The organism is Enterobacter sp. ZOR0014, from assembly GCF_000798855.1.
GTDB classification, from domain to species: Bacteria; Pseudomonadota; Gammaproteobacteria; order Enterobacterales; family Enterobacteriaceae; genus Enterobacter; species Enterobacter kobei.
In genome coordinates, this window is record NZ_JTLF01000336.1 from 1 (window position 1) to 11,796 (window position 11,796).

The following is an 11,796-nucleotide window of genomic DNA, read 5'->3' on the forward strand; positions in this document are numbered from 1 at the left end:
TTATTAATTTTTGTGCCGAAGTAGCTGGCAGATAATCTGTGAGCCTCATCCACGATAATGAGATCCCACTCTGTGTTCTTGAGTTTTTCTTGGAAATCTTCGTTTCGCGATAGCTGATCTAGACGACAAATGAGCAAATCTGACTCATCAAAATAGTTGCCGGATGCACATTGTTCTTGCTTTTCTCGGCTGAAAATATCGAACGTAACACCAAACTTTTCGAGGAGTTCATCTTGCCACTGCTCTGTAAGGGAGCCAGGAGAAACGATCAATATGCGCTTAGCATCTCCGCGCATTATAAGTTCACGGATCAACAGCCCAGCCATAATTGTTTTACCGGCACCAGGATCGTCTGCCAGTACGAATCGAAGAGGCTGCTTTGGTAGCATTGATTCGTAAACAGCTGAAATTTGGTGGGGGAGCGGCTCAACGTTTGAGGTGTGCACAGCCATCATAGGATCGAACAGCGCTGCCTGGCTAATGCGGTAAGCTTCTAGGCCGAGTTTAAATTCGGCACCTGGCGCATCAAATGCCCAAGGTCGACCTACTGTAGCAAGCTCAAGACGTGGTTCATCCGAGCGAAACAGCATTTGCTCACCCAGTTTGCCTTGGCTGTCTTTATAATAAACCGTAATCGCAGCATCACCGACAGGTTCTACCTGCACAATGCGAACAATTTCCTCAGCAAGAATGCCGCGAACTTGTGCATCTTTTTTAGCGTCCTCGAGTTTAAGCATCAGCGCTCCATATCACTCTTAACTTCATGTCTCTCATAGCCTGGCGCAATACTTAAATTAGAGACACCATATAAGGCCTGTGCATTCCGCAGGTAAAGTTGATACTCACGTCCTACTTGAGAATGATCTAATGTACAATCCACATTCCAGCGTCTCAGCAAGTAGCCAGCGACAGCGGCTCTCACCTCAACCTTCATGACTCCGTTAACCATGCCATAATCTAACTCAATCGCTTCACTGTGCTGAATGCGTGGATGTGGTACTAATTCCAGCTCAACAAACCGATTCCATTGTCGATCTTGGGTTTCGAGCTCCGTTTCAGACAAAGTGGAATCGTCAAGCACAACAGCTGCTTTAATTCGGGTCAGTACAAAGTCACGGAATTCACCATGCTTGCGGTTAAAACCACGAACGTGCCAACGCAGGCCATTGTCCACCAGCGAATGCGGCACAATTTCACGCATTGTTTCACCGCTCGATAACGACACATAGGTGATACTCAAGACTTTGCCTTTGTGTATGGCCTCGGTGACTTTCGCCACTATCGATAAACTCGGCTTGTTAAGGTGATAAGGCGCCTCACAAGCCAGTGGCGGTTTTACCTTTCCAGTAAAGCCATCTCCGTACCCTTGGCTAATCGTCGCCAGCGTTCTCGCAACGTCATAGTCGAACAGGGGGGCAAAAGCTTCACCGCGCTTGTGCAATTTGAGCTTTTGGTCATATTCAATGTTGCCTGGCGCAAGCTCTCGGTACATAGTGAAGTCTTTTGTTGCCTGTGCGGCGGCTATGCTGAAGCGATCTACCAAATCAGCTCGCACCGCTTCTCCTTTGAACAACAAGGTGAAGTCAATATGAGCAATGCGATCCCTGGTTGCTTGAGGCAACTGCGCTATCTGCAAAAGCCTATCTGGCTTCTCCACTATCTTTTGCTTCAGACCATCATTAGTCATGAGTCTTCTATACCTAAGTCGCGCTTTATCCGTGTTTCAATGAATGCCCATATTAGGGTTAGCCAAGAGACCATCTTCATCCCCTAGTGCTGATTGCGCATTTACTACGCACTAACATAATCAAATTTATTAGGTTGTATCCTACCAGATAATTCGTAAGCGTTCAGCGAGAACCGTATTGACAGGATGACCCGGAGATTACCCCACGGGCATTACCCCACGGGCAGAGTGACGCGCCACGGCAGTAACTCACCCACGCGGTTTACCGGCCAGTCAGCTATCACCGACAGCACGTGACGAAGATAACGCTCAGGATCGATGCCATTCAGCCTGCAGCTCCCGATTAACCCGTACAGCTGCGCACCACGATCGCCACCGTGGCCCGAGCCGAAGAACAGGTAATTCTTCCGCCCAAGACTCACTGTCCGTAGCGCGTTTTCCGCGATGTTGTTGTCATCTTCTGCCCAGCCATCGCTCGCGTAGTATTTCAGCGCACCCCACTGATTGAGCGCATACGCGAATGCCTTCGCCAGCTCCGAGTGCCGCGAGAGGGTTTTCTGTTTCTCACGCAGCCAGCCCTCCAGCGCGGTCAGCAGCGGCACCGTTTTTTCCTGCCGGACAGCGAGCCGTTCCGCCGCGCTTTTACCCCGGATGCCCGCTTCGATTCCGTACAGCGTCACCGATGCGGCGTAGTGCTTCGGTTGTCAGCTCTGACGGCGTCCGCATGTGCACGTCGTGGATTTTGCGCCGCGCGTGCGCCCAGCACGCCGATTCCTTTATCTGGTCTTCGCGGTACAGCTCGTTGAACTCGGCGTAAGCGTCCGCCTGCAGCACACCGATGAACCCGGCCAGGAGCGTCTGAGGATGGATGCCTTTTCGGTCCGGCGAGTACGCGAACTACACCGCCGGGGCCATCACCGAGCCCGCGTTGCGGTCGTCGCGCACGTAGGTCCACAGGCTACCGGTTTTGATTTTGCCGTTGCCCGGCAGCAGAACCAGTACGGGGGTATCATCGGCATGAAGCTTGCCGTCTGTCAGCATGTTGCGCGAGAGCGCTCCATCCAGCGGCGACAGCAGCTGGCAGCACGCGTCAACCCAGCCCGACAGCAGCGAGCGGCTGAGCGTGTCCGTATATCTCCGACTGCCGGTTCAGCGGCGTGTGCTCCGCGTACCTCTACGTCAGCGCCCGCGCCAGCAGCCCCGGACCGGCGATGCCGAGCTCGATGGGCCGCGACGGTGCGGGTGCCTGCACGATGCGGTCGCACTTATTACAGGCGTGTTTTCCCCGAACGGTGCGGATAACCCGGAACGCGCTGCGCATCAGCTCCAGCTGTTCTGCCGCGTCTTCGCCCAGGTACGACAGCGCGCCGTCACCTTTTCAGAGCGGCTGCCGAAGTTCATACACCACAGCTTATCCAGTTGCGCCTGCAGGTAGTCAACTTCGCGCTCGCGTGAGGCAAGCTTTGCTTCAAGAGCGAGTATCTGCGCTTGTTGTTCGGCCAAGCGCTGTTTAAGCAGGGCGATGTCGTCGGGAAGAGATTCGTTCATAGCGGGTATGTTACCAGGTTGCCCGCGAGGTAATCAGGATTACAGCAGGGTAAGTGGCGACAGCAGGCGCTTTGGCTGCCTCAATACCGCTACGGGTGAAGTTGAGCTGACTAAAGTGATGAATGACTGAGCTCACTTACTCCGTGTCGATTAGCACCGCCTGATAATCATGCGGCGCTTTTTCGTAATACCCCATTCAGCCATGTCTCATCCCTGTCCGGGCGGTTATCTTGAGTCGCCCACAGCGAAGCTATCTCCATCCCCGGAACCACCCTCAGCAACTCCCGCAACCCCTCTTCATCCAGATCCGTAAATCGTCTTTCCCCCTGCACACGCTCACCGTTGCCATACTTAAAGGACACATACCAGACGCCGCCAGGCTTTAGCGCGTCCGCAATCTTCTGCATCACCGCAGGCAACTCAGAAGAGGGGACATGCAGCAAAGAGGCACAGCACCAGATCCCATCGTACTGCGCTTTACCGTCGATATCTGTAAACGCCATCAACTGCACGGGTAGCCCGGTATGTTGCCTTGCCAGTTCCACCATCGCGGAAGAGGCATCAAAAGCATCCACCAGATAACCCATCTCATGAAAGGCTTTTGCGTCCCGGCCTGAACCACAGCCCGCATCCAGAACCCGGGCACCGTGAGGCAGATGTTGGGTGAAGGCCTCATATAGCGGAGTCATATCGACATTGACCGTCCCATCGAAGAAATCCTGCGCGTGGTTCTGATAGTAGTGAAGTGTCATTAAAACGTTGCCTCGCCTTCCGCGTTGGGTTTCCAGGTATGGATAAGTTTGTCCAGCGCAGCCTGCCAGTTGCGCTGGAGAAAGCTTTTACGTGCTTCAGGATGTTGCCCTGTCTGTAGAACAATTGTCTCATGTAACGGCAGTTTGCTCTGAATAAAATACTCATTGCGGGTGTGCAACCGCTGCAGGAGCCTGAGATCGGGAATGCGTGCCGACTTGCCTTCGACGCCACGGTTACAACACCGACAGGCCAGCACTAAGTTCCATACACCGTTAATATTGCTCACTTCTTTGCGGGCAGCCCAGGGAATAAAGTGGTCGACGTCCGCCAGTTCTGCGTCTCCCGTTACCAGACTGATGGGTTTAAAGCAGAAAAAACATCGTCCTTTCTGGTAACCATTCAGGCTGTCGCGGCAGCTGGTGATGTCTACGCGACGCGCGTTTACCCTCGTGAACAGCAGCTGATTATCTTCGTCGAACTCCACACCCACAAGGTTACGTGAAATCCCCATCGACCATGCCTGTTCCACCAGGTTCCAGCGGGCATTGGTTTCAAAGGCGAGGTTTTTATACTGCAGGCGTTCACCCAGTAAAAAGAAGTTATCCGTCAGGCGGATCCCGTTGTGGGTTTTGCGCTCATCAAGGAAAAAACGTTTATCGATCTCGCCCTGGTTCACGTAATGAAAGGCATCAATCACGTTGTTAAAGCCAAGGCGCACCGTCGCTTCAATGAGTTGGGCATGCGTGATTTCACCTCGGTTGAACTTCAGACAGGTCTCGAGAAATTGGCTGCTGCGGGAGGTGATCTGTTTTGGCGCATGCTTCAGGTGCTCGCAAAGATAGCGGCTGAACGGTACGGCAAGCTGGTCGAGCGTTATCAAATCGCTGCCCGTCTTATCCACTTCATACAACGCCGACGCCAGCGCAAATTTGTAAGATGCGACGTTCCTTCCAAAGAGGATCACACCACGCCAGTAGTTCTCAAGCGTCGGATCGGCCTGATAAAATTCCATCGATGAAGTCCTGTTACGGTTGGCTGGGCAGGGCGTTACTAAAGCCTGTAACAGGATCACATAACAAAATCAGGGTGATGTAAATCGTTAATCTATAGGTTTGATGAATTTTGTGGGATCTGAGAACAAGGGCTGGATGCGACGGATTTGCCGTCTAAGGCAATTTAGCGAATAAATAGATTTCTGGATGAGGAAAATAAGACTGATTTTCAAGCCAGCGATTTACCAGGATCCCCCAAATCCATTCCCTGAATCCCCCTCGTATTTCCCAATTTTACCTATCGCAAAACCGCTGTATTTATATTCATCTCTGTATAATAGGCAGCAGTAATCACGCCAGTCGGAAAAACGCATCTTCATGGAGATGTCCTCATGTGGCTTATGAAGACATTACTAACATCGGGGAGCAGGTCACTCTGCCAGCGGTTCGGTCTCGCCCCTTAGGGTACATGGTCAACTTGATAAACTTCGCTTCCTGACACACCTCTGATGTTACCGCCTAACAGGCCTTACACGTTGTCTTAACACCAACGGGCTATTGTCTGAAAATCAGAGTTCTTTCAGAATAAAACCTTCTTATGTTCGATTGCGTAGGAGTACGATAATCCAAAAAATCATTATAGATAAAAGGGTTATCTATGGCTCTACATGGAAAGTTCGTAATTAATGATGCGTACTACTCCCCGTTATCGTTTCCTGGTATAGGCACGTTTTTAGCTTTCTCTGGTAATGGTGCTTACCGTAATCGTGGGGCATGTGGAATGATCCCCAAAGAGGGGCCAGTACCAGCGGGTAAATACTGGATTGTTGACCGCCCTCAAGGTGGACTCAAGTCACAGCTAAACACAGCGGGAAGAGACATTTATAATCACTTCGCCAATGGTGCAACATTCAAACATTCTGAATGGTTCGCATTATGGCGAGATGATTGGGGGATCGACGATTACACATGGATTGAGAGCGTTCAGCGTGGCAATTTCCGTTTGCATCCAGGCGTACTATCAGAAGGTTGTATCACTCTCCCACATGATTCTGATTTTGCCATGTTGCGTAATGCTCTGTTGAGAAGCCAAAGAATAGATGTTCCTTGCATGAGGAAGCTACAGGCATACGGCACGATTGAGGTGATCTCCAATGGCAAAACATGCCCTTAGTTTATTTATCAAGATAGTGCTGTTCGCTGTTGTTATGCTGATCGTTGCTGAAATAGTTCCGTATGATGGATTAGTTAATTCTATTACGGGGCTTTTTGATTTCCAGAGCGCCGACAAGTTTACCCGCTTCATTTTGGGTGAACCTGATTTAGAGGTTTGGGAATCGTTAGACGCCTATTTTAGCATCTTAATCAATACATTAATCAGTGTACCTGTCATGAGCGCCATTACCACGGCGTACAGTGGCGCGACACATAAAGTTAGTCCAGCAGGCATCCCCAGAGAGTGGTTCAGTTCCACATTGCGACGGTTAGCTAAAATCTTCGGGTTTACCTTCCTGTTTTGGGCGTTGTTTCGCTTGCTGCCTTATCAGTCTTTATTCCCGGATCAAACGTATTCAAATTTCATAATGGCGGCGATTGTGGGCTTTCAGTTGCTCTTAACGATTGTTTGCTACTGGTTCATCACGAAGAAAATCACAACTAAAAGGAGTTTGTAAAATGCCTATTCCGGCTTACATGTGGCTTAAGGACGATGGCGGCGCAGACATTAAAGGAGCTGTAGACGTTCAGGATCGTGAGGGGAGTATAGAGATTGTTGGCTTTAGTCATGGTCTGAACATTCCAGTAGACAGTGCCAACGGGAAGATTACTGGCAAGCGTTCACATTCTCCAATGATGATTGAAAAGGAGTTTGATAGCTCCAGCCCGTATCTATACAAAGCCGTTGCCACCGGTCAAACGTTGAAAAGTGCGGAGATTCGCTGGTATCGCATTAACCATGCAGGACAAGAAGAGTGCTACTTCGTCATGACCATTGAGGGCGTGAAAGTGACGGGCATTAACCCAGGGATGCCAAACGCTAAAATGGCAGGAAACTCGCAGATCAACCACATGGAATCTGTTTCCCTGATGTATGACAAAATCACCTGGCGTTATGTTGATGGTAATGTCCAGTATACGGACGATTGGAACGTAAGAGCGTAACAAATCGAAAGGAGGCATTGAGTGCCTCCTTTTTATTAACGCTTATCCTCTCAAGGGAGCCTGTCCGTAATTCTGTGTAACTGCCATCGTATTAAAGGTTATCGCTCAGTCGGTCACCGAACTTGATAATAAAACAACTCATTGCCAGCCCGCAGATCGGCGAATGGTTGCTCTGAGGTTCATGCGGGCGCTCACCTTATATTCTGATAGTCCTCGCTGCGTAATTTCCCTGACCCAACCCTATTTCCTGAATCCCCCTCGCAATTTCCAAATTTCCCCTACACCAAAACGCTGTATTTATATTCAGCCCTGTATAATGAGCACCAGAAATTACGCCGAACGGCAAAGGAAGTATCGAAGGATATTTAAAGAGATATTTCGCGATATGAAGGTGCTGCAACACCCCCATACCGCTAACCACAACCAACTATCGAGGAGTTGAAAATGGCTGCGACGAATTTTAAGCCAGAGTTTACCGTTTGCAAAACAGAATCAGACGCTTTCACCGGCATGATTGAAAACCGCGAGCTGGCACGCAAAAACAGCGCCCGCCGTCTGCACGGCAACCAGCCCAACGCGGCGCCCGTCCATCCACGCGTGGAGACGCTGCAGGACAGTGCCGCCTGCTGAGAACTCTATTCCCGAATAGATATGAAATATCTTCTTCTGGGCGGCGAGTGGTTAACCCGTGCGGGCTTTATCGACGGCATGCCCGTAAAAATCCGCGCCATGAAAGACTGCATTGTGATTACGCCTCAGCATACAAGAGAATTATGGGGATGCCTGGAGGGTATGAGCGGGGTGAATATCAATAAGCAGAAAGTCGCGCAGTGGTTGAAGACCTTCCCGGGTGCGCTGAATGATACAGGTGATGTTCCGGTGATTAAGCGTGGGAGTGGGCAGGCTGTTTAAACTTCAAGCCAGTATGCGCGGGCATGTGAACACATGCCCGCACTACGCTAGAAGTCACTCAATCATGATGTATTTGGTCTTTCACAGTTTTAACCAGTACAGCATGGAGTTCGCCAACGGTTAAATCGCGTATTACAGGTTCCGGAATGCCTCGTAGCCTGCGAACCAAGCGGCAGATACCAAAGTAATCTATGCCCTCGGTGCTAAAAAGAAACTCGTTTTCAGCGAGGGAAAAAGTTTTCTCATAGCCATCTTCTTCAGTGACGAGCGTAACGCCAAACGCTTCCTCGCAGTCTTCTATCAGGGCATCGCCATCCATGCCGCAGATATCAAGGTCGGCTTCGATTAGGGTGTTCGCATCAATGTGATTGCGATGATGTCCAGAGGAATGACGCACTACTTCAATGACCTGCGAAAGAGTGGGGTACATTATGTTGGATTCCGTGGGTAAGGAAATGACGTAGACATTCATTAATAGACCGAGTTAACGCCTGGGACTTATTATTGACGGTACAAAGAAAATCAAAATAATCCACGCAAACATCCCAATGATTTTTAACGGCCAGGGTTCGAATACATCAAAGCACTCAATTGCGCCTATAACTAATAGTGGTCCTCCCAATAATTCCAGTATTCCTTCTAAGATAGATAACTTATGAGGCAATACACGATTCAGTAAAACGGCCATGAAATGTGCGCATCCTAAAGTGATGATTATAGCTATAGTGCACTCTTTCCAGTTATCAGTGACGCCCATGCATAGGAGGCATAGCACAATCACAAAAACACAAAGTAACGTATTCAGCATGGAAATAATAAACTTGCTCATAACATTTGCTACGACGTTCGAAAAATATAAAGAGTCTATGAATATAGCGCTCTCAAAAGAATGACAAACGACATTGGCTAATAATGCATTTCAGAATTTATTGCGCCTCGCTGAGTTCCGCAATAATCAAGTTAGCGGCTTCATGCTAATCTCCCGCACTCCACCGCTATATCGACTTTAACTAAACACCGGCACCCCCAGCCCAACCTTCACCTCCCTCAACGTCCCTTGCGTCACCCCCTGCGCCCGTTCCGTCCCGCGCTTCAGCATCGCCATCAGTTCACCCTTGTCCTGCATATACATCGCCCTCCGCTCCCGCATTGGCGCAATCAGCTCCTGCAAACACGCCTCCAGCTCGTTCTTGCACGCCCGGTCACCCAGTCCCCCCGCCTGATAGTGCGCCTTCATCGCCGCCACTTTCTCCTTGTCCGGATGAAACGCGTCGAGGTAGGTAAATACCACGTTCCCCTCAATCTGCCCCGGATCGCTCACCTTCAGGTGGTTCGGGTCGGTGTACATGGCGCTGACCGCACGATGAATGGTCTCTTCGCTGGCCGAAAGGTGCAGCGTGTTGCCGAGCGATTTCGACATCTTGGCGCTGCCGTCGATGCCAGGCAGGCGGCTGGTGTCGCTCAGCATCGCCCTGCAGTGGCGCAGCACCGGGGCGGGCAGCAGACTGTTCATCTTGTGCACAATCTCGTTGGTCTGCTCAATCATCGGCAGCTGGTCGTCGCCGACGGGCACGCACTCGGCCTTAAACGCCGTGATGTCCGCCGCCTGGCTGATGGGGTAGGCCATAAACCCGACCGGCAGCGAGCGGGCAAAGCCCTTCTGCACAATCTCGTTTTTCACCGTCGGATTACGCTCCACGCGGGCGACGGTGACGATGTTCATATACAGCATCGTCAGCTCGGCGAGGGCGGGCAGGGCGGACTGCAGGCAGATCGTGGTCAGGTTCGGGTCGATGCCCGCGGCGAGGTAGTCGGCCAGCACTTCTGGAATGTTGTCGCGGATTTTTTGCGGGTTGCTGCCGTTGTCGGTCAGCCCCTGCAGGTCGGCAATCAGCACAAACTGGCTGTGCGTCTGCTGGAGCGCCACGCGCTGGCGCAGCGATCCGACGAAGTGGCCGAGGTGCAGCGGGCCGGTTGGGCGGTCGCCGGTGAGGATGGTTGGTGCGTTCATAAAGACTCCTTAATGTGCAGTTTCCGAAAGGGGTCTTAGATGTGAGAAAGCCGCCTTTCGGCGGCTATCTGAAAATGGGGAAAACAACTCCGAGCCGCCTTTAAGAAGGCAGCCACCAGCGGTTTACGGTGAGCACGGCGTGGTTTATGTTCATGCTTTTACCGTATCACGTCCGGCGCGAAAAACAAAAGGGCACATTATGCTGCGATCACTCAACCACCTGACCCTCGCGGTCAGCGACCTGCAAAAAAGCATCACCTTCTGGCACGAGCTGCTGGGGCTGACGCTCCACGCCCGCTGGAATACCGGGGCCTATCTCACCTGCGGCGATCTGTGGGTCTGCCTGTCGTACGACGAGGCGCGCCAGTATGTGCCGCCGCAGAAGAGCGACTACACCCACTACGCGTTTACCGTGGCGGAGGCGGAATTTGAACCGTTCTCGAATAAGCTGGAGCAGGCGGGCGTCACCGTCTGGAAGCAGAACAAAAGCGAGGGGGCATCGTTCTATTTTCTCGACCCGGACGGGCACAAGCTGGAGCTGCACGTGGGCAGCCTCGCCGCGCGGCTGGCGGCGTGTCGCGAGAAGCCCTATGCGGGCATGGTGTTTACCTCAGACGAGGCTTGAGGCGCGCACCTTCAGCCTGCCCGCCAGCGTCACGTGCGTGGCGGCATCTTCCTGATTGCACAGGTACTCCACCGCCAGCCGTCCCAGCTCGCTGTAGGGCAGCTGGATACTGGTCAGCGGCGGGGTGAGCTGCTCGGAGATCTTCTGGTCGTCGTAGCCCGCCAGCAGCATGTCCTGTGGGATGCGCACGCCGTTCACCGCCAGCGCCTGATAGCAGCCAATCGCCAGCCAGTCGCTGGCGCAGAAGATGGCGTCCGGGCGCTCGGCCAGTTCCAGCAGGGACGTGGTGGCGGTAAAGGACTCGCTGAACTGCCAGTTGGTCTGGCGCACCAGGCCGTCGTCACACGCGAGTCCGGCCTGCTGTAATGCCGCCTGGTAGCCCGCGAGACGCTGGCGGGAGGCCTCCATCCAGCTCTCCCCGGTAATGTGGGCGATGCGCGTCGCCCCGCAGGCAATGAGGTGTTTAGTGACCTGAAAAGCGTTGGCGTAGTCGTCCGGAATAAACGACGGCAGCAGCGGCGAGCCGGGGTCGCGCTGGTTGAGCAGCACCAGCGGGATGCGGGTGCAGTCCTCGAAGGCCGTCATGTCCACCAGCGTGGTGACCGGAGACGCGAGAATAATCCCGATGCAGTTGCGCTTCTCCAGCTGGCGGATGATGTTCAGCGCCAGCTCGATGTCGTCGCCGTAGTCGTAAACGGTGAGCAGGGTCTCGTTGCGCCACGCCGCTTCCCGCGCCTGGCTGATGGCGTCGATAAACGGGTCGAAGCTCTGCATGGAGCTCACCAGCAGGGCGATCTCTTCCTGATTGCGCGGGGCGTGAACGGCGGGGAGGCGGTCGTAGCCGAGCTCGGTGGCCACGTTAATCACCCGCTGGCGGGTGTCGTCGCTGAGCTTGATGTTGCGGGACTGGTTAAGCACCAGCGATACCGTCGCCTGCGACACCCCTGCCGCCCGCGCAATATCGTTCATCGTCACTTTCGGTTTTCGCTTCATCCGTCCTCTCCCTTTCGCGAATTCGCATCATACCCTAACCGCGCGCTTACGCGCCGTCGATCACGTTTCTCATTCATCGAAGCGCGAACTTTGTGAAGGCCGTCGCTTTTCGGCG

The 11,796-nt window shown here is 52.7% G+C and carries 12 protein-coding genes and 2 pseudogenes; 5 read left to right on the forward strand and 9 right to left on the reverse strand.

Translation table 11 applies throughout. The annotated features are described in order from the left end of the window. From L977_RS19075 to L977_RS19105, 6 genes and pseudogenes are all read right to left on the reverse strand, one after another. Positions 1 to 737, reverse strand: a 737-nt coding sequence (locus L977_RS19075) for a DEAD/DEAH box helicase (protein WP_047626598.1), incomplete at its 3' end; no start/stop codon positions are given. Further along, entirely contained in the window at positions 737 to 1,687 is a 951-nt protein-coding gene (locus L977_RS19080; protein WP_047626600.1) for a WYL domain-containing protein, read from the reverse strand. The genes L977_RS19080 and L977_RS19075, both read right to left, overlap by 1 nt. A gap of 212 nt (positions 1,688 to 1,899) precedes the next feature. Next, positions 1,900 to 3,235 (reverse strand): annotated as a pseudogene (gene tnpC, locus L977_RS24060) (IS66 family transposase). A 10-nt stretch (positions 3,236 to 3,245) separates the two neighbouring features. After that, positions 3,246 to 3,371, reverse strand: a complete 126-nt coding sequence (locus L977_RS25165; RefSeq protein ID WP_269430398.1) for a hypothetical protein — start codon at positions 3,369 to 3,371, stop codon at positions 3,246 to 3,248. 31 nt (positions 3,372 to 3,402) lie between these two features. After that, the gene (locus L977_RS19100) at positions 3,403 to 3,987 is read right to left on the reverse strand and encodes a class I SAM-dependent methyltransferase (protein ID WP_047626604.1); all 585 of its coding nucleotides are present in this window, start codon (positions 3,985 to 3,987) and stop codon (positions 3,403 to 3,405) included. Continuing rightward, entirely contained in the window at positions 3,987 to 5,000 is a 1,014-nt protein-coding gene (locus L977_RS19105; protein ID WP_047626606.1) for an HNH endonuclease domain-containing protein, read from the reverse strand. Before L977_RS19105 ends, L977_RS19100 begins: the two co-directional genes overlap by 1 nt. Positions 5,001 to 5,638: 638 nt before the next feature. Here L977_RS19105 and L977_RS24065 point away from each other — a divergent pair. The 4 genes and pseudogenes from L977_RS24065 (at position 5,639) to L977_RS24365 (ending at position 8,052) form a co-directional block, all read left to right on the forward strand. After that, positions 5,639 to 6,154: a DUF2778 domain-containing protein gene (locus tag L977_RS24065; protein WP_072034158.1), complete on the forward strand. Its 516-nt coding sequence runs from the start codon at positions 5,639 to 5,641 to the stop codon at positions 6,152 to 6,154. Continuing rightward, positions 6,135 to 6,653 carry a hypothetical protein gene (locus L977_RS19110; protein WP_047626607.1) on the forward strand — a complete coding sequence of 173 codons (519 nt, stop codon included), beginning with the start codon at positions 6,135 to 6,137 and terminating at the stop codon, positions 6,651 to 6,653. The genes L977_RS24065 and L977_RS19110 overlap by 20 nt, the downstream gene beginning before the upstream one ends. 1 nt (position 6,654) lies before the next feature. Beyond that, a complete protein-coding gene (locus L977_RS19115) occupies positions 6,655 to 7,140 on the forward strand; it encodes an Hcp family type VI secretion system effector (RefSeq protein ID WP_008501360.1) in 486 nt (161 codons plus the stop codon). Positions 7,141 to 7,584: 444 nt separating this feature from the next. Beyond that, a pseudogene (locus tag L977_RS24365) lies at positions 7,585 to 8,052 on the forward strand (SymE family type I addiction module toxin). Positions 8,053 to 8,110: 58 nt separating this feature from the next. Here the strand turns inward: L977_RS24365 and L977_RS19130 are convergent. Both L977_RS19130 and trpS read right to left on the reverse strand, forming a co-directional pair. Continuing rightward, the gene (locus L977_RS19130; protein WP_047626644.1) at positions 8,111 to 8,482 is read right to left on the reverse strand and encodes a hypothetical protein; all 372 of its coding nucleotides are present in this window, start codon (positions 8,480 to 8,482) and stop codon (positions 8,111 to 8,113) included. 576 nt (positions 8,483 to 9,058) lie between these two features. Further along, on the reverse strand, positions 9,059 to 10,063 hold the full coding sequence (gene trpS, locus L977_RS19135) for a tryptophan--tRNA ligase (RefSeq protein ID WP_047626614.1): 1,005 nt from the start codon (positions 10,061 to 10,063) through the stop codon (positions 9,059 to 9,061). Positions 10,064 to 10,262: 199 nt separating this feature from the next. On the opposite strand from trpS, the gene fosA reads away from it, so the two are divergent. After that, positions 10,263 to 10,688, forward strand: a complete 426-nt coding sequence (gene fosA, locus L977_RS19140; RefSeq protein ID WP_047626616.1) for a FosA/FosA2 family fosfomycin resistance glutathione transferase — start codon at positions 10,263 to 10,265, stop codon at positions 10,686 to 10,688. Here the strand turns inward: fosA and L977_RS19145 are convergent. Continuing rightward, complete coding sequence (locus L977_RS19145; RefSeq protein WP_023331922.1) at positions 10,674 to 11,681, reverse strand: LacI family DNA-binding transcriptional regulator; 1,008 nt, start codon at positions 11,679 to 11,681, stop codon at positions 10,674 to 10,676. The two genes, fosA and L977_RS19145, sit on opposite strands and share 15 nt — an antisense overlap. Positions 11,682 to 11,796: the final 115 nt, after the last annotated feature.

What these genes read in the sequence shown, in the direction of transcription:
- L977_RS19080 (WP_047626600.1), bottom strand. Translation starts at nt 1,687, where the DNA reads ATGACTAATGATGGTCTGAAGCAAAAGATAGTGGAGAAGCCAGATAGG.
- L977_RS19100 (WP_047626604.1), bottom strand. Translation starts at nt 3,987, where the DNA reads ATGACACTTCACTACTATCAGAACCACGCGCAGGATTTCTTCGATGGG.
- L977_RS19105 (WP_047626606.1), bottom strand. Translation starts at nt 5,000, where the DNA reads ATGGAATTTTATCAGGCCGATCCGACGCTTGAGAACTACTGGCGTGGT.
- L977_RS24065 (WP_072034158.1), top strand. Translation starts at nt 5,639, where the DNA reads ATGGCTCTACATGGAAAGTTCGTAATTAATGATGCGTACTACTCCCCG.
- L977_RS19110 (WP_047626607.1), top strand. Translation starts at nt 6,135, where the DNA reads ATGGCAAAACATGCCCTTAGTTTATTTATCAAGATAGTGCTGTTCGCT.
- L977_RS19115 (WP_008501360.1), top strand. Translation starts at nt 6,655, where the DNA reads ATGCCTATTCCGGCTTACATGTGGCTTAAGGACGATGGCGGCGCAGAC.
- L977_RS19130 (WP_047626644.1), bottom strand. Translation starts at nt 8,482, where the DNA reads ATGTACCCCACTCTTTCGCAGGTCATTGAAGTAGTGCGTCATTCCTCT.
- trpS (WP_047626614.1), bottom strand. Translation starts at nt 10,063, where the DNA reads ATGAACGCACCAACCATCCTCACCGGCGACCGCCCAACCGGCCCGCTG.
- fosA (WP_047626616.1), top strand. Translation starts at nt 10,263, where the DNA reads ATGCTGCGATCACTCAACCACCTGACCCTCGCGGTCAGCGACCTGCAA.
- L977_RS19145 (WP_023331922.1), bottom strand. Translation starts at nt 11,681, where the DNA reads ATGAAGCGAAAACCGAAAGTGACGATGAACGATATTGCGCGGGCGGCA.